Source organism: Aeromonas sp. R7-1, from assembly GCF_040908115.1.
In the GTDB taxonomy this organism is placed as follows: Bacteria; Pseudomonadota; Gammaproteobacteria; order Enterobacterales; family Aeromonadaceae; genus Aeromonas; species Aeromonas caviae.
Genome location: NZ_JBFODD010000049.1, coordinates 48,117 through 63,404, shown reverse-complemented (window position 1 = coordinate 63,404; position 15,288 = coordinate 48,117). Strand labels below are relative to the sequence as shown.

General features: G+C 61.9%; 19 protein-coding genes. 14 read left to right on the top strand and 5 right to left on the bottom strand.

What is annotated here, in order from left to right:
- Positions 1–60: 60 nt before the first annotated feature.
- On the top strand, positions 61–1,443 hold the full coding sequence (locus tag AB5Y51_RS13265; protein ID WP_010674652.1) for an L-serine ammonia-lyase: 1,383 nt from the start codon (positions 61–63) through the stop codon (positions 1,441–1,443).
- A 284-nt stretch (positions 1,444–1,727) separates the two neighbouring features.
- On the top strand, positions 1,728–3,098 hold the full coding sequence (locus AB5Y51_RS13260) for an L-serine ammonia-lyase (protein WP_319905277.1): 1,371 nt from the start codon (positions 1,728–1,730) through the stop codon (positions 3,096–3,098).
- 162 nt (positions 3,099–3,260) lie between these two features.
- Here AB5Y51_RS13260 and AB5Y51_RS13255 read toward each other — a convergent pair whose 3' ends face one another.
- The gene (locus AB5Y51_RS13255) at positions 3,261–4,223 is read right to left on the bottom strand and encodes a lytic transglycosylase domain-containing protein (RefSeq protein ID WP_368178570.1); all 963 of its coding nucleotides are present in this window, start codon (positions 4,221–4,223) and stop codon (positions 3,261–3,263) included.
- Complete coding sequence (locus tag AB5Y51_RS13250; RefSeq protein WP_039039102.1) at positions 4,220–4,498, bottom strand: YcgL domain-containing protein; 279 nt, start codon at positions 4,496–4,498, stop codon at positions 4,220–4,222. The genes AB5Y51_RS13255 and AB5Y51_RS13250 overlap by 4 nt, the downstream gene beginning before the upstream one ends.
- A 106-nt stretch (positions 4,499–4,604) precedes the next feature.
- Here AB5Y51_RS13250 and minC point away from each other — a divergent pair, with 106 nt between their 5' ends.
- The 6 genes from minC (at position 4,605) to AB5Y51_RS13220 (ending at position 8,309) form a co-directional block, all read left to right on the top strand.
- The gene (gene minC / locus AB5Y51_RS13245; RefSeq protein ID WP_042863824.1) at positions 4,605–5,330 is read left to right on the top strand and encodes a septum site-determining protein MinC; all 726 of its coding nucleotides are present in this window, start codon (positions 4,605–4,607) and stop codon (positions 5,328–5,330) included.
- A gap of 18 nt (positions 5,331–5,348) precedes the next feature.
- Complete coding sequence (minD, locus tag AB5Y51_RS13240) at positions 5,349–6,161, top strand: septum site-determining protein MinD (protein ID WP_010674647.1); 813 nt, start codon at positions 5,349–5,351, stop codon at positions 6,159–6,161.
- A gap of 2 nt (positions 6,162–6,163) precedes the next feature.
- Positions 6,164–6,433, top strand: coding sequence for a cell division topological specificity factor MinE (gene minE / locus AB5Y51_RS13235; RefSeq protein ID WP_010674646.1), 270 nt, complete (start codon positions 6,164–6,166; stop codon positions 6,431–6,433).
- Between the two features lie 180 nt (positions 6,434–6,613).
- Positions 6,614–6,940 (top strand): HI1450 family dsDNA-mimic protein, encoded by a 327-nt coding sequence (locus tag AB5Y51_RS13230; RefSeq protein WP_029314491.1) that lies wholly within the window; start codon positions 6,614–6,616, stop codon positions 6,938–6,940.
- A 53-nt stretch (positions 6,941–6,993) separates the two neighbouring features.
- Positions 6,994–7,701, top strand: coding sequence for a monofunctional biosynthetic peptidoglycan transglycosylase (gene mtgA, locus AB5Y51_RS13225; protein ID WP_080767838.1), 708 nt, complete (start codon positions 6,994–6,996; stop codon positions 7,699–7,701).
- 284 nt (positions 7,702–7,985) lie between these two features.
- Positions 7,986–8,309 carry an HI1450 family dsDNA-mimic protein gene (locus tag AB5Y51_RS13220; RefSeq protein ID WP_010674643.1) on the top strand — a complete coding sequence of 108 codons (324 nt, stop codon included), beginning with the start codon at positions 7,986–7,988 and terminating at the stop codon, positions 8,307–8,309.
- Positions 8,310–8,354: 45 nt separating this feature from the next.
- Here the strand turns inward: AB5Y51_RS13220 and AB5Y51_RS13215 are convergent, their stop codons facing one another.
- Positions 8,355–8,666, bottom strand: a complete 312-nt coding sequence (locus tag AB5Y51_RS13215; RefSeq protein ID WP_125117254.1) for a DUF1289 domain-containing protein — start codon at positions 8,664–8,666, stop codon at positions 8,355–8,357.
- Position 8,667: 1 nt separating this feature from the next.
- Positions 8,668–9,537: a S1 RNA-binding domain-containing protein gene (locus tag AB5Y51_RS13210; protein WP_042014378.1), complete on the bottom strand. Its 870-nt coding sequence runs from the start codon at positions 9,535–9,537 to the stop codon at positions 8,668–8,670.
- 271 nt (positions 9,538–9,808) lie between these two features.
- On the opposite strand from AB5Y51_RS13210, the gene AB5Y51_RS13205 reads away from it, so the two are divergent.
- From AB5Y51_RS13205 to AB5Y51_RS13190, 4 genes are all read left to right on the top strand, one after another.
- Positions 9,809–11,041: a UPF0149 family protein gene (locus AB5Y51_RS13205; protein WP_039039097.1), complete on the top strand. Its 1,233-nt coding sequence runs from the start codon at positions 9,809–9,811 to the stop codon at positions 11,039–11,041.
- A 150-nt stretch (positions 11,042–11,191) separates the two neighbouring features.
- Positions 11,192–11,662: a MarR family winged helix-turn-helix transcriptional regulator gene (locus tag AB5Y51_RS13200; protein WP_010674639.1), complete on the top strand. Its 471-nt coding sequence runs from the start codon at positions 11,192–11,194 to the stop codon at positions 11,660–11,662.
- A complete protein-coding gene (locus tag AB5Y51_RS13195; RefSeq protein WP_010674638.1) occupies positions 11,659–11,847 on the top strand; it encodes a DUF4250 domain-containing protein in 189 nt (62 codons plus the stop codon). Before AB5Y51_RS13200 ends, AB5Y51_RS13195 begins: the two co-directional genes overlap by 4 nt.
- A gap of 161 nt (positions 11,848–12,008) precedes the next feature.
- On the top strand, positions 12,009–12,188 hold the full coding sequence (locus AB5Y51_RS13190; protein ID WP_041215220.1) for a hypothetical protein: 180 nt from the start codon (positions 12,009–12,011) through the stop codon (positions 12,186–12,188).
- Between the two features lie 95 nt (positions 12,189–12,283).
- Here the strand turns inward: AB5Y51_RS13190 and AB5Y51_RS13185 are convergent, their stop codons facing one another.
- Positions 12,284–12,871: an FMN-dependent NADH-azoreductase gene (locus AB5Y51_RS13185; protein WP_039039094.1), complete on the bottom strand. Its 588-nt coding sequence runs from the start codon at positions 12,869–12,871 to the stop codon at positions 12,284–12,286.
- A 226-nt stretch (positions 12,872–13,097) separates the two neighbouring features.
- Between AB5Y51_RS13185 and AB5Y51_RS13180 the strand changes: the two genes are divergently transcribed.
- Both AB5Y51_RS13180 and purT read left to right on the top strand, forming a co-directional pair.
- On the top strand, positions 13,098–13,988 hold the full coding sequence (locus tag AB5Y51_RS13180) for a DMT family transporter (RefSeq protein ID WP_323890629.1): 891 nt from the start codon (positions 13,098–13,100) through the stop codon (positions 13,986–13,988).
- Positions 13,989–14,061: 73 nt separating this feature from the next.
- A complete protein-coding gene (gene purT / locus AB5Y51_RS13175) occupies positions 14,062–15,240 on the top strand; it encodes a formate-dependent phosphoribosylglycinamide formyltransferase (RefSeq protein ID WP_368178569.1) in 1,179 nt (392 codons plus the stop codon).
- Positions 15,241–15,288 lie beyond the last annotated feature (48 nt).

Genomic DNA, 15,288 nt, shown 5'->3' with positions numbered 1-15,288 from the left:
CTTTTCAACGACTACAAAAAATTTACAATGTTTAGACGAAATCCATAATTGGAGTACGTCATGATCAGTGTCTTCGACATGTTTTCCATCGGGATAGGCCCCTCCTCCTCCCATACCGTGGGACCGATGCGGGCCGCCTGCGCCTTCATCCAGACCCTCAAAGCGAACGCACTCCTCTCCCGTACCGGACGCGTCGTCGTCGAGTGCTACGGCTCACTGGGCCAGACCGGCAAGGGGCACGGCACCGGCAAGGCCATCATCCTGGGACTGGCCGGATTTGAACCCGAATCCGTGGACATCGAGGCCATTCCCGCCTTCCTCGCCCAGGTAGAGCAGACCCAGACCCTCTGCCTGGGCGGTGAGCAACCCAGCGAATTTCCCCGCATCGGCGCCATCCTCTTCAACCGGCGCAAGACCCTTCCCGCCCACTCCAACGGCATGACATTGCGCGCCTATGAGGGTGACACCCTTGTGTTCGAGCAGACCTACTACTCCATCGGGGGCGGTTTCATCATCGAGGAGAGTCACTTCGCCAACGCCCGGGAAGAGGCGGCCCGCTTCGATGCCGCCCACCCCATCCCCTATCCCTTCGAGAGCGGCGCCGAACTGCTGGCCCAGTGCCAGGAGAGCGGCCTCTCCATCTCGGGGCTGATGCTGGCCAACGAGAAGGTGTTTCGCTCGGAAGCGGAGATCAAGGCCGGGCTTCGCAAGATCTGGCAGGCGATGCAGGGGTGTGTGGAGCGTGGCTGCAAGAGCGAGGGGGTGCTGCCAGGCGGTCTCAAGGTCAAGCGCCGGGCTCCCGCCCTCTATCGCCAGCTCTGTGGCGAGACCAATTTCAACAAGGATCCGCTGATGGTGATGGAGTGGGTGGATCTCTTTGCGCTGGCCGTCAACGAGGAGAACGCCGCCGGAGGCCGCGTGGTGACGGCGCCGACCAACGGCGCCGCCGGCATCATCCCCGCCGTGTTGCACTATTACGATCGCTTCGTGCGCAAGGTGGATGACGAGCTGCTGATGCAGTACTTCCTCACTGCCGCCGCCATCGGCATCCTCTACAAGAAGAATGCCTCCCTCTCGGGGGCCGAGGTCGGCTGTCAGGGCGAGGTCGGCGTGGCCTGCTCCATGGCCGCTGGTGCCCTGGCCGAGCTGCTGGGTGCCAGCCCCGCCATCGTCGAGAACGCCGCCGAGATCGGCATGGAGCACAACCTGGGCTTGACCTGCGATCCCGTCGGTGGCCTGGTGCAGGTGCCCTGCATCGAGCGCAACGCCATGGGCGCGGTCAAGGCGATCAATGCCGCCCGCCTCGCCCTGCGCGGCACCGGCGAGCACAAGGTGTCGCTGGACAAGGTGATCAGAACCATGTGGGAAACCGGCAACGACATGAAGACCAAGTACAAGGAGACCGCCCGGGGCGGCCTTGCCGTCAACATCACCGAGTGTTAAGCCTCTGTGATAAAGCCGCATATGGCACTCGAATACCCGGCATCGCCGGGTATTTTTTTGCAAAACGTTTGTCTGGCGCTTAACAAAATGGATAACCATCAAAATAAATTTTATACTCGCGCCACGAATTCAACAAAAATAGATCTGTTTCAACTTTTTTTAGGCATTGAACCGTTACACTGTGGTTATCCGGTTCCCTGGCCTTTGTGACGACAGACCCGTCCCATGGATCCCTTTTCTGCGAGTGGGCATGGCGCCCCCTTCTACCCTGAGGTAATTGTTACATGATCAGCGTTTTTGATATCTTCAAAATCGGTGTTGGCCCCTCCTCTTCCCACACTGTCGGCCCCATGAAGGCAGCCAAACAGTTCGTGGATGAACTGCGTGCTGGCGGCAAGATCCGTGACATCACCCGGATCCAGGTCGATGTCTATGGCTCACTCTCCTGGACCGGCAAAGGCCACCACACGGATACCGCCATCATCATGGGTCTGGCGGGCAACCTGCCGGAGAACGTCGACATCGACGCCATCCCCGAATTCATCTCCCGCGTGGAGCAGACCGGTCGTCTGCCCATCGGCCTGCACTGCCACACTGTCAGCTTCCCCAAGGGCGCCATGATCTTCCATGACGAGGCCCTGCCCCTGCACGAAAACGGCATGAGGCTGACCGCCTTCATCGAAGATGAGGCCGTCTACAGCAAGACCTACTACTCCATCGGCGGTGGCTTCATCGTCGACGAAGAGAACTTTGGCAAGGGTGACAGCGGCGACATGTCCGTCAGCTATCCCTTCAAGAGTGCCGCCGAGCTCATCGCCCACTGCAGCCAGAGCGGTCTCTCCATCTCCGCCCTGATGATGGAAAACGAGAAGTGCTTCAACACCCCGGAAGAGATCTACAAGAAGCTTGGCAAGATCTGGACCACCATGCGGGAAGGGATCGAGCGCGGCTGCCGCACCGAGGGCGTCCTCTCCGGCCCGCTGCGCGTACCGCGCCGCGCCGCGCCGCTCTACCGCCAGCTGACCACCAACGAGAACCTCTCCAACGATCCCATGAACATCGTGGACTGGGTCAACATGTTCGCCCTGGCGGTGAGTGAAGAGAACGCCGCCGGTGGCCGCGTCGTCACTGCGCCGACCAACGGTGCCGCCGGCATCATCCCGGCGGTGCTGGCCTACTACGACAAGTTCATCCAGCCGGTAGGCCGCGACGAGTACACCCGCTTCTATCTGGCCGCTGCCGCCGTCGGCATGCTCTACAAGATGAACGCGTCCATCTCCGGGGCCGAAGTGGGCTGCCAGGGTGAAGTGGGCGTCTCCTGCTCCATGGCCGCCGCCGGCCTGACCGAGCTGATGGGCGGCAGCCCTGAGCACGTCTGTGAAGCCGCCGAGATCGGCATGGAACACAACCTGGGTCTGACCTGCGACCCGGTGGCCGGCCAGGTACAGGTACCCTGCATCGAGCGCAACGCCATCGCCGCCATGAAGGCGGTCAACGCCTCCCGCATGGCCCTGCGTCGCACCTCCAAGCCGCGCGTGTCGCTGGACAAGGTGATCGAGACCATGTACATCACCGGCAAGGACATGGACTCCAAGTACCGCGAGACCTCCCGCGGTGGCCTGGCCATCAAGGTGATGCAGGTTGCCTGCGACTAACGCCGAGTCGCGATGACATGAAAAAAGCGGGATATATTCCCGCTTTTTTTTTGGTCGCGATTTAAAGGGCAGCGTTCGTGGATAAAGGGAGGCCGACAAGGGATAAAAAGAGACGGGCATATCACCTCCACCCGTTCGCCGTGACAGGATAACGGGGGAGAGCTATTTCACGATGCGATCGGCCAGGGTGCCGACGGCCACCACGAAATAGGGGGAGCGATTCCAGTGACGCAGTACCCGGTAATTGTCATAGGCAAGGTAGCTTCGCCCGTGAATATCGTCGGGGCGGATGAGGGAGGCCTGCATGTCGACCGCAGGCAGAGGTGAGCCGTCCTGCTGGCGAACCCCGAGGGCCTGCCAGGTCGCCAGGGACTTGCGGGTCTCAAGCCCCAGCAGCGCCGGATCGAGCGCCTCGGGCACCCTCACCCGCCGTCCCCAGGTCTGGTCTTCACGCCAGCCGTTCTGGCTCAGATAATTGGCAGCCGATCCAAATACATCCGCCAGATTGCCCCAGAGATCCTTCTTGCCGTCCCCGTCCTGATCCACCGCGTATCGCAGGAATGACGAGGGCATGAACTGCACCTGTCCCATGGCCCCCGCCCAGGATCCCTTGAAGTTGGCGGGGTTCACATGTCCCTGCTCCAGAATGCGCAGGGCATCGAACAACTCGCCTTTGAAGAAGGCTTCACGGCGACCGTCCCAGGCCAGGGTCGAGAGAGAAGAGATAAGGGGATAATGGCCGGTTATTTTGCCGAAATTGGTTTCAATTCCCCACAAGGCAACAATAAAGCGGGGTTGAACCCCATATTCCCGGCCTATTTTTGTGAGCAGCGGCAAATGCTGGCGATATAAGGTTTGGGCTTGCTTGACTTTCCATTCCGGCACCGCCCGGGGAATATATGTGTCCAGGGTCAGTTTGAATTCCGGCTGATTTTTGTCGTGCCTGATGGCAGCATCGACAAGATGTACATCCGCAAAGGCCGCACTCACCGTCTCGGGCAACATGCCCGCCGCCAGCGCCTGCTCTTTGAGGCTCGCCACGTACTGGTCAAAATCGGGGCCGGCCTGCACCGGCGATCCCGACAGGGCGCCTGACAACAGCAGTGCCAGCCGCCCCGCCCTCATCGTGCGTCCTTTAATTGCGCCTTGTGCTGCTCCAGCAGGTTTTCCGGTGGCGGTGGCACCTGCAGATAAAAGCCCTGGCTCTTCAGGGCGGCCATCACCCGCTCCGTGGAGGCCAGCCCCAGGGGCTTGGCCGGGTCCAGTTTGGTCATCAGGACCAGTTCGGGACGCCCGAAGGTACTCATCAGCACCTCGGGAACGCGGGAAAAGTCCTCTCTTCGTTCAATAAAGAGATAGGTCTCGGCTTTTTTGCGACTTTTATAGACTGCACACAACATGGAAATTGATATAATCCGACGGGTTTATTGCCTCTGGTGGTGGCAAACTATAACATCAGGAATTGAATAACAATAACGTATTACCGTCTCGGTTCGGGGAAGATTCATGGTTGAACGCGATAACGAATTGAAAGGGACCACCTTCACTATTTCTGTGTTGCATCTCAGCGATGGCAATCCGGCCCGGATCCGACAACTGCTGGAGGCCAAGGTCGCGCAGGCCCCCCAGTTTTTTAATTGTGCCCCCCTCGTCCTCAATGTGGAACGTCTCGAGGCGATCCCCGATTTCGAACAACTCAGGGAGCTGGTCGAGTCGGAAGACTTCGTGCTGGTCGGGATCACGGGGGCGCGGGACGAGGCGATGAAGACGGCCGCCAAGGCGGCAGGCCTCGCCGTCATGGTGTCAGGCAAGAGCCGCAAGGCAGAACCTGAGCCGACGCCGCCAGTACCTGAGTCCAAGCCAGTGGAGGCCGCACCGGTTCCCCCGGTGCCAGCGCCCGTGGAGGCAAGCAAGGTCCACGTGGGCCCGGTGCGCTCCGGTCAGCAGATCTATGCAGCCGGCACCTCGCTGGTGGTGCTGGGCTCGGTGAGCCCTGGCGCCGAAGTCATCGCCGATGACAGCATCCATGTTTATGGTGCCCTGCGTGGCCGAGCCATCGCAGGGGCCAAGGGCAATCCCAAGGCCCGCATTTATTGCCAGCAATTGCAGGCCGAGCTGCTCTCCATCGCGGGCACCTTCCAGCTCAGCGATGCATTGCCTGCAGGCGTGATACAAGAGCCGGTCCATATCCGGCTCGACAATGAACAACTTCGTATAGACCGAATCAAATAGAGTTACAAGGAAGCGAGAATGGCGCGAATCATAGTCGTTACATCGGGCAAGGGTGGCGTTGGCAAGACGACAACCAGCGCGGCACTGAGCACCGGTCTGGCCCAGCGTGGCCACAAGACCGTGGTCATCGATTTTGACATTGGTCTGAGAAACCTGGACCTCATCATGGGTTGCGAGCGGCGCGTGGTCTATGACTTCGTCAACGTCATCAACGGGGAAGCCAACCTCAACCAGGCCCTCATCAAGGACAAGCGTTGCGAAAACCTGTTCATCCTGCCCGCCTCCCAGACCCGGGACAAGGATGCCCTGACCCGTGAAGGGGTGGAGAAGATCCTGGATCAGCTGGCGGAGATGCAGTTTGACTACATCGTCTGCGACTCCCCCGCCGGTATCGAATCCGGCGCCCTGATGGCGCTCTATTTCGCCGACGAGGCCATCGTCACCACCAACCCGGAAGTCTCTTCCGTGCGTGACTCGGATCGCATCCTCGGTATCCTGGCCTCCAAGTCCCGCCGTGCCGAGCGCGGTGAGGATCCCATCAAGGAGCACCTGCTGCTGACCCGCTACTGCCCGACCCGCGTCAACCGCGGCGACATGCTGAGCGTGCAGGACGTACAGGAGATCCTGGCCATCAAACTGCTCGGGGTGATCCCGGAGTCCCAGGCGGTGCTGCGCGCCTCCAACTCCGGCGAGCCGGTCATTCTGGACAAGGAGTCCGATGCCGGTCAGGCCTACGAGGACGCCGTCGCCCGTCTGCTGGGTGACACCAAGGATTTCCGTTTTCTGGAAGAAGAGAAGAAGGGCTTCTTTAGCCGACTGTTCGGGAGTTAAGCATGTCATTATTGGATTATTTTCGTTCCAACAAGAAACAGAACACCGCACAACTGGCCAAAGAGCGGTTGCAGATCATCGTGGCTCACGAGCGTTCATCCAGAGGGGGGCCGGATTACCTGCCCCAGCTCAAGCAGGACATCCTCGACGTGATCCGCAAATACGTGCAGATCGACCCGGACAAGATCACCGTCCAGCTTGATCAGAAGAGTGACGAGTTGTCGGTGCTGGAGCTCAACATCACCTTCGCCGACGACCAGAAGAAGGGATGAGCTGACGCACCATGCGCGACCCCTTCCCCCAATGAAGACCGGATCCTTTCCCAGGATCCGGTTTTTTAATGCCTGGCGTCCCGGCATCTCGCCAAGGGCATCAGGGCCAGCTAGAATACCGCGCACCCCGAGGCGCTGCCGACGGACTTTCCCTCCCCCCTTATCTGGAACACGGCTCTTATGTCTTTGAATGACGAAATGCACAGCGTCGAGGAACTGCTCGACACCGCCCTCGAACTCTTCATGGAGCTGGCCTCCGACAACCTGCCCGAGCAGGAGATCGTCCGCTTCAATCAGGAGTTCAACGACCGCGGCCTGCTGGCGGAGACCGATCCCGCCGACGACTGGGCGGCCGACGTGGGATTTGAGGTGAGCGACGCCGACTATGCCGAGATCTGGGTCGGCCTTGGCAACGAACAAGAAGAGTACGAGCACCTGTTTGCCCGCATGCTGCTCTCCCGCCGCGTCGACGAGAAGTTCTGCCACATCGAATGGCTGCCCCAATAATTCCGGATCCCGATGATCCTGGCCACTATGACTGGGACGGCGGGCCCGCGCCCGTGAGGCCTTCACGCAGACGGCGACTGCTGGGCTGGCTCGGCAAGCTGCTGCTGGCCGCCTTTGCGAGCACCATCGTCTCGGTCGCGCTGCTGCGCTTCATCGACCCCCCCATGTGGACCTGGCGCCTCGAACGCGCCCTGTTTCCCCCTGCCAAGGTGGCCGAGGTGAAGCACGACTGGGTGCCGCTTGAGCAGATTTCCCGGGAGCTGCAACTGGCGGTGATCGCCGCCGAGGATCAGCGCTTTGCCGAACATCACGGCTTTGACATGGACGCCATCAGCTCGGCCCTCAGGCACAACCAGCAAAGCGGGCGGGTGCGCGGTGCCAGCACCCTCAGCCAGCAGACCGCCAAAAACCTCTTCATGTGGAGCGATCGCAGCTTCCTGCGCAAGGGGATAGAGGCCTGGTTCACCCTGTTGATGGAGCTGGGCTGGGACAAGTCCCGCATTCTCGAGGTGTATCTCAACATCGTGGAGTTCGGACCCGGCATCTATGGCGCCGAGGCGGCCGCCAGGCACTACTTCGGCAAACCGGCGATACGCCTCACCCGTTACGAGGCCTCCCTGCTCGCCGCCGCCCTGCCCAATCCCTGGCGTTATCGGGTCAAGCCCCCCTCACCCTATGTGCAACAGCGCTCGGCCTGGATCCGTCGTCAGATGGGTCAACTCGGGCAAGTCACCCTGAACCGGGTACACGGCACAGAGTAGCGTCATCCTGCGGATCAGAGGCGGGTCCCAGATGGCCGCCAACGGTTTCCCGATGAAGGGGCAGATAGTGCCACCACCAGGTTTCGCGCCGCCGCTTGATCTGCCTTCTGTACTGTCGTCGCTTCATCTTGCCAGGCCGCCCCGTCACGCCGCCCCTGCTGGCGGCTCTGTTAACCTTATCCCCTGATCCCGCCATTTGACAGCACGGCGTCACCGCCCCCGGGCTGGCTGCCCATCCCAATACTTGTTAAAGTGGCGAACCTGGACGTATCTGGAGTGATTTCATGGAACAACGTAGCCCGGATCAGCTGGTCGAGTGGGCCTATGATCAGTTTCTGGAGCAGGCCGCCGACATGCTGGCCCCCGAACAAATCGTCGACATCACCCTCGAGTTCGAGCAACGTGGCGCGGTGGAGGCAACCCTGCCCAATGCCGACTGGTCAACCGAACTCGGCGAGCCGGTGGACATGGCACGTTGGGCCGAGGTCTGGGTCGGCTTGCTGGATCATCAGGACGAGTTCGAGGTGATCTACGCCACCTTCCTGCTCCCCCGGGATCAGAGCGAGCACGACGTGCATATCCGCTGGCACCGCCAGCAACAGGCATAAGAAAAGGCGCCCCAGGCGCCTTTTTCGTTTTTTGCGATGCCCGAGTCAGGGGCGTGCCGCGATGGCCTTGGCCAGACAGCGGCGACACCAGCAGGCGCTGGCATCGCTCATGGGCAACGCGGGAAGCTGGTTGCACCAGCAGCGCTCGATGGGTTCCCCCGCCGACACGGCGCAGAACGCCGGCTCGCCGCAGCCCGGGCAGGCATGAGTGCTCTTCGAGCCATCGAGCTCGGCCATGCGGGCCAGCTGGGCCTCGCTGTCCATGACGGACCACTGGCCTATCTCGGTCAGGGTGCGGCCACAACCGAGACAGAGCCCCTCCTTGGCCCGGCAGTCACCGATGCAGGGACTCGGCACCTTATTCGTCCCCTGCCGGCGTGTCGGAGCCCACGAGGCGGATGCTGTGCTCCTCGATGACGATCTTGCCCTGCTTGTAGAGGCCGCCGATCGCTTTCTTGAAGGTGCCCTTGCTCATGCTGAACATCTTGTAGATGACGTCAGGATCGCTCTTGTCTCCCACCGCAAGGCTGCCCCCCTGCTTTTGCAGACGCAGCAGGATGCGCGCACCGGCGTCATCCATCCGGGCCAGCCCCGGCTTTTGCAGGGTCAGGTCCAGCTTGCCATCTTCGCGCACCTGCTTGACCCAGGCGGTCAGCGGTCGGCCCGTCATCACGCGGCCGAACACCTCGTTCTTGAACAGCATGCCGGCGTACTGGCCATTGACCACGGCCTTGATGCCAAGGGGAGTGTGTTCCCCCGGCAGCACCGTCACCTCGTCACCGCTCTTGAAAGGAGGGTCGATGCGCAGGAAGCGCTCCAGACGGCTGGTGCCGACCATGCGCCCTTCGTTGTCCAGCATCAGATGCACCAGATAGACATGGCCCACCTGCATCGGCTTGTTCTGCTCGCGGCTTGGTACGAAGAGATCCTTCTTCATGCCCCAGTCGAGGAAAGCACCAATCTTGTTGGCGTTGACCACCTTGAGACCGACGATGTCCCCCACCATGGCGAAGGGCTTGTCGGTGGTGATCACCGGTTCGCAATCAGCATCCAGATAGAGGAAGACGGACACCTCGCTCTCCTCGGCGACGCCTTCCGGCAACTGGCGCCTGGGCAGCAGCAGCTCGCCGTATTCCCCCGCCGCCAGCCAGGCGCCGCGCTCCTCAATCTCGACGACGGTCAGGGTGTTCATCTTGCCAATCTGTAACATGGTGATCTCTTCTTTCAATATCCGGATGGGCCCATCTCATGGAAGACCCGTCATATAGAGGTGCATCGCCGCCGTCGGATGAGAGAGGACGGGGCCGGTTTATGTCATGCAGGCGCGCATGTTACCCCAGAGCGGCAGCAGGACCTAGCCCCTCCCCCCTGTGTCTGACCTCTTTTCCCGCTCCCGGGTGGCCAGATTGACGATATTAGCAGCATTCAGTTCCCCCTTTGCTGCAAATAACCCCACTTTTAGGTAGACTTCGCGGCCGTCAAATCCAGAGGAAGCGTCGATGAACCCAGCCACTCGTACCCGTCATCTCAATCAATGGATCCAGACCCACAGCCAGCAGGAGATGAGTTACCCCGCCCTGCACGGCTTCCTGTGCGCCCGTCTGACGGGGCCCGTTGCCCCCGACTGGCAAGATCCGCTGGCCGGCCTGCTGCCTCATGATGCAGCGCTGGACGAGAAGAGTGCCGAGGCGCTGCATCACCTGATCGCCGAGCTGGAAGCCCAGGCCGACGACGCGCAGCTGGCCCTGCCGAGCCAGTGTCGCCTCTCTACCGACAACCCGGAGCAGGTGTTTGACAAGCGCCATCCTCTGGGCCAATGGAGCTATGGCTTCAGTCAGGGGGTGGCCTGCTGGCCGGCGCCGACCGACCTGAACGATCCGGCGACCCGCCATCGCTTCAGCCTGGTGGCCGAGCTCTGCCTGTTTCGCGACAAGCCCATGGCCATGATGCTGCACCAGGCTGCGGCCAGCGAGCTCCCCTTCCTCGATTTTTGCAAGCGTCAACGCCAGCAGATGAAGACGGCCCTCAACCTACTGCTCGGCCAGGATCACTACGAGGCCGAGCCTGAAGAGAGCCCGTCCCTGGACAACGAGCAGACTCGCCAGTGGCAGCAGTGGTTCGAGCTGGCGGCAGAGAGCCGCGATCCCCTCCCTCGCCTTGGCTGGTTCGAGCGCATCATTGCCGATGCCAACCTCCTGTTCGATGAGGCATTCTGGCAAGCCCACGCGGGCCATGGCTGGCAGGTCCCCGAGGCACGCCCTCTGATCGCGGCCAGGGCCGGTCGAGCCGATTGCCTGCTGCGACTTGGGCAGCTTGGGCAGGCTCGGGATGAGTACCTGGCCCTGCTCGCACTCTGCCGCGCCGACGAGCCCGCTTGCCGCCACCCCCTCTCCACCCTCTATGCCTGGCAAGGGGAGTGGGATGCCCTGCAACAACTGCTGGTGCGCTTTGATGAAGCCTCCTGCTGGCTGCTCTACAACAAGGCCTTGATGAGCTTTGTCTGCGAAGGGGAAGCGGCGGCGCGCCCTCATCTGGCGGCGGCAATGGGGGTCAATCCCCATGTGCCCGCCACTTTGCTGGGCCAGCGCCGCTTGCCCAAGCAGGAGCCTCGCCGCTGGCAGGGAGGCAGCCGTGACGAGGCGGCGCTCTACGCCTTGCAGAGTCGCGAGGCCTGGCTGACCCACAACGCCTTGATATGGCTGCGAAAGAGTGCGGGCAAGCAGGCCAGTTGAGACCCCAATTGCCGATTCGATGACAGAACACGTGCGCAAACGCACATTTTTCTGGTGACTGGTCAGACAAATGCCCCTGTGTTACGTATCATCAAGGCCAAAGTATCAAGAGAAACTGCACCCGATGCAGCCGCCACAGCAGGATGTCATATGTCGAAGATCATTGAGCTGCTCGCGCACTACCCTCCTTATCAGCTGGTTCACGCCGCTGAGATGGTGCGCGATACCTTTGAACAGTTTTATCAGCAGCGGTACCAACTCACCGTGCCCCAGTGGCGCCTGATGATGGTGCTCGGCCCCCACTACCCCATCAGCCAGAAGGAGCTGGTGGAGGCGAGCGGCATGGACAAGGTACGGATCTCCCGCGAGATCCATCGTCTGGTGGAGAAAGGCATCCTGTTCACCGAGAACAGCGTGCAGGACAAGCGCATCAGCCTGGTCTCCTTCACCCCGGCGGGGCTCACCCTGTTCCAGCAGCTCAAGACGGAGGCGGGAAGCTGGCAGCACACCCTCACCGACTATCTGCCGGCCGAGGCGCGCCAGAGCATTCGCCTGCACCTGCAGAGCGTCAGCGATGCCATCGAACAACTTCACCTGCTGGACAACGAGCAACCCTCATGAAGCTGAACAACTTTGCCACCATGGATGTCAACATGCTGCTGAGCCTGGTCAACATGCAGCTGCGTGATCACTACGAGGATCTCGATGATCTCTGCCGGGCGCAGGATCTCGATCAAGAGGCCCTGGTTGCCAGGCTGGCCAGTGGCGATTTTCACTATCAGGAAGATCAGAAGCAGTTCAGATAGGGATCCGGATCACAACCCGACCCATGCCGCTGGCTCCGTCGGCAAAAGCTGCTAAGGTGGTGGCTACCCGGTCCGTTGATGTTCGCATGAGGTATGGATACATCTTGTTGTCACAGACCGCGGTTAGCCTCTCGTTCACCACCTGCAGCCAAGGATGACCCATGATGCGCCTCATTCGACCAACCAGCCTGATCACCCTCTGCACATTGCTGGTGATCAGCCTCTTCCTCCCCCAGGTCCCCAGCAGCGCCGAGCAGTGGCTCACCACCCTGCTGCTGGCCTCCCTGGTGGCGGTCTTTCTGATGGTCGGCAGCGGCTGCCGCCACTTCCTGCGCGAATAACGACGCCAGAGCGTGATGCCTGCCCAAAAACAACAACGCAGCCTGAGGGCTGCGTTGTTGTTTCAGGATACTGGGGGCCAAGACCCCGAGTGGCATCAGTAAGCCAGGGTTTCCAGCTGCTCCTTGGCCTGCTCGATCCCCTTGGCTTGCGCCTCCGGCCCCATGCCCATGCCTTCGGCATAGATGAAGTCCACTTCGTTGATGCCGATGAAGCCCAGCACGGTACGCATGTAGGGGGTCACCAGGTCGGTGGCATTGCCCACGTGCATCCCGCCACGGGGGCTGACCACCAGGGCGCGGGTGTTCTCCACCAGGCCGACCGGACCGGTCTCGGTGTAACGGAAGGTTACGCCGGCACGGGCCACCAGATCGATCCAGTTTTTCAGCTGGGTCGGGATGTTGAAGTTGTACATGGGGGCCGCGATGATCACCAGATCGCTCGCCTTGAGCTCGGCGACCAGCTCGTCGGACTGGGCCAGCACCGCTTGCTGACGCTCGTTCAGGTTCTCGCCACCACGCAGGCCCATGGCCAGCTCGCCGTCCAGCACCGGCAGGTTCAGGGTCGCCAGATCGCGTACCTGGATGGTGTCACCCTGGCGCTCGGCCAGGTAGCCGTCGATCAGGGCGTTGGATTGGGAATACTGGCCCAGGATGCTGGACTTCAGAACGAGGATATTGGCCATGGTGAAACTCCATTTGATTGTCAATTGAACAGCCAGGCTGTCGATGGAGGTCACTATAAAGACTGGCATTAAAGCCTGATAGCGAAAATAGATGCTCAAGTCATTCAAAAAATTTGATGCCTGTGCATTTCCTCGGCAGAGAGGGGCTCATCAAACTCCACACCCTTGGCATGACAAACGATTGCCGTTATGATCCGCCGCACTTTTTGTACGTGATCCGGATCTCATGACCTCCTCCCGCAGGCACTCCCCCTTTGCCGGCGCCGTCTGGATGATGGTGGCAGGCCTCTGCTTCGCCGCCGTCAACAGCCTGAGCCAGTATGTCAGCTTCACGCTCGGCCTCCCCTCGACCCAGGTCGCCTTTCACCAATATCTGATCGCCCTGGTCTGCCTGCTGCCCTGGCTGGTGCGCCACGGTCTGCGCCAGTCCCTGATGACGAACCAGCTGCGCCTGCACCTGCTGCGGGTCGCCCTTGCGGTGACCGGCATCCAGTTTTGGCTCTGGGCCCTGGCGGTCCCCGTCCCCATCTGGCAGGGAATCGCGCTCTTGATGACCTCCCCCCTGTTTGCCACCCTGGGATCAGCCCTCTTTCTCAAAGAGCAAGTGAGCCGGGCCCGCATTTTCGCGACCCTGGCGGGGTTTGTGGGCGCCATGCTGATCCTGGCACCCTGGACCGACGACTTCACCCTGGCCTCCCTGCTGCCGGTGGCGGCCGCCCTCTTCTGGGCCGGCTACTCCTTGCTGGTGCGCTATCAGGCAGCCAGCGAGTCGTCCCACACCATCGTCGTCTACCTGCTCGTCTTCAGCACCCCGTTCAACGCCATGCTGGCGATCCCTGAATGGCAGTGGCCGAGCGAAACCCAGTGGCTGCTGGTGGCCGCCTCGGGCGTACTGTCGGCACTGGCCCAGATGTCCATCGCCCGCGCCTACAGCGTGGCGGAGGCCTCCTTCGTGCAACCTTTTGATTTTGCCAAGCTGCCCATGAACGTGCTGGCCGGCTGGCTGGTATTTGGCTGGGCGCCCCCCGGTCGCTTGTGGCTGGGGGCGGCCATCATCATCGGCGCCATCACCCTGCTCACCCATCTGGAGCAGCGCGCCCACCCACCCACTTCCTGAGGTACGCCATGCGTGCCTCTTTTTTTGCTCACCCGGATCAGCCCTGCTGACCACCGACCTCAGGAGAGATCAGATGTTTGGAACCGCCACCCGCCCCACTGCGACCCGCGCCCTGCTGCTGGGATCAGGCGAACTCGGCAAGGAGGTCGCCATCGAGCTGCAGCGGCTCGGTATCGAGGTGATCGCCGCCGACCGCTATGCCAACGCCCCCGCCATGCAGGTGGCCCACCAGGCCCGCGTGCTGGACATGCTGGATGGTGCCGCCCTGCGCGCCCTGGTGGCCGAGGTCAAGCCCGACCTCATCATCCCCGAGATTGAAGCCATCGCCACCGACACCCTGGCCGCCCTCGAGCAGGAAGGGGTCAAGGTGGTGCCCAATGCCCGCGCCACCCAGCTCACCATGAACCGGGAGGGGATCCGTCGCCTCGCCGCCGAAACCCTGGGGCTGCCCACCTCTGCCTACCGCTTTGCCCAGAGCAAGGAGGAGTTTGTGGCCGCCGTCGAGGCCATCGGCCTCCCCTGCGTGGTCAAACCGGTGATGAGCTCCTCCGGCAAGGGGCAGAGCCTGCTGCGCGATCTCGCCAGGCTGGATGAAAGCTGGACCTATGCCCAGGAGGGGGGCCGTGCCGGTCGTGGCAAGGTGATTGTCGAAGGCTTCGTTCCTTTCGAGTACGAGATCACCCTGCTCACGGTGCGCGCGGTCGATGGCATCCACTTCTGCGAGCCTATCGGCCATCGTCAGGAGGATGGCGACTACCGCGAATCCTGGCAGCCCCAGGCCATGAGCGAGCTGGCCCTGGCCCGCTCCAAGGAGGTGGCGGCCAAGGTGGTCGAAGCCCTTGGCGGCTACGGTCTGTTCGGGGTCGAGCTCTTCATCAGGGGTGACGAGGTGTGGTTCAGCGAAGTCTCCCCCCGCCCCCACGACACCGGCATGGTGACCCTGATCTCCCAGGATCTCTCCGAGTTCGCCCTGCACGTGCGCGCCATCCTGGGGCTGCCCGTCGGCACCATCACCCAGTACGGCCCGAGCGCCTCTGCCGTGGTGCTGCGGGAAGGCCACAGCCAGGATATCCGCTATCAGGGGATTGGCGAGGCACTGGCCCTGGTGCCGGGTGCCCAGCTGCGTCTCTTTGGCAAGCCGGAGATCGCCGGTCGTCGTCGCCTCGGGGTGGCGCTCGCCCGTGGGCAGAATTGCCAGGAAGCCGTGGAGCAGGCCAAGACGGTGGCAGCCCGGGTAGAAGTACTGTTCTAGGCAATTCGCTTTACCACGCAAAAACAAACGTTTATCTGCGTGATCCGG

Coding starts and splice junctions, on each gene's coding strand:
- AB5Y51_RS13265 (WP_010674652.1), top strand. CDS start 61: ATGATCAGTGTCTTCGACATGTTTTCCATCGGGATAGGCCCCTCCTCC.
- AB5Y51_RS13260 (WP_319905277.1), top strand. CDS start 1,728: ATGATCAGCGTTTTTGATATCTTCAAAATCGGTGTTGGCCCCTCCTCT.
- AB5Y51_RS13255 (WP_368178570.1), bottom strand. CDS start 4,223: ATGAGGGCGGGGCGGCTGGCACTGCTGTTGTCAGGCGCCCTGTCGGGA.
- AB5Y51_RS13250 (WP_039039102.1), bottom strand. CDS start 4,498: ATGTTGTGTGCAGTCTATAAAAGTCGCAAAAAAGCCGAGACCTATCTC.
- minC (WP_042863824.1), top strand. CDS start 4,605: ATGGTTGAACGCGATAACGAATTGAAAGGGACCACCTTCACTATTTCT.
- minD (WP_010674647.1), top strand. CDS start 5,349: ATGGCGCGAATCATAGTCGTTACATCGGGCAAGGGTGGCGTTGGCAAG.
- minE (WP_010674646.1), top strand. CDS start 6,164: ATGTCATTATTGGATTATTTTCGTTCCAACAAGAAACAGAACACCGCA.
- AB5Y51_RS13230 (WP_029314491.1), top strand. CDS start 6,614: ATGTCTTTGAATGACGAAATGCACAGCGTCGAGGAACTGCTCGACACC.
- AB5Y51_RS13220 (WP_010674643.1), top strand. CDS start 7,986: ATGGAACAACGTAGCCCGGATCAGCTGGTCGAGTGGGCCTATGATCAG.
- AB5Y51_RS13205 (WP_039039097.1), top strand. CDS start 9,809: ATGAACCCAGCCACTCGTACCCGTCATCTCAATCAATGGATCCAGACC.
- AB5Y51_RS13200 (WP_010674639.1), top strand. CDS start 11,192: ATGTCGAAGATCATTGAGCTGCTCGCGCACTACCCTCCTTATCAGCTG.
- AB5Y51_RS13195 (WP_010674638.1), top strand. CDS start 11,659: ATGAAGCTGAACAACTTTGCCACCATGGATGTCAACATGCTGCTGAGC.
- AB5Y51_RS13190 (WP_041215220.1), top strand. CDS start 12,009: ATGATGCGCCTCATTCGACCAACCAGCCTGATCACCCTCTGCACATTG.
- AB5Y51_RS13185 (WP_039039094.1), bottom strand. CDS start 12,871: ATGGCCAATATCCTCGTTCTGAAGTCCAGCATCCTGGGCCAGTATTCC.
- AB5Y51_RS13180 (WP_323890629.1), top strand. CDS start 13,098: ATGACCTCCTCCCGCAGGCACTCCCCCTTTGCCGGCGCCGTCTGGATG.
- purT (WP_368178569.1), top strand. CDS start 14,062: ATGTTTGGAACCGCCACCCGCCCCACTGCGACCCGCGCCCTGCTGCTG.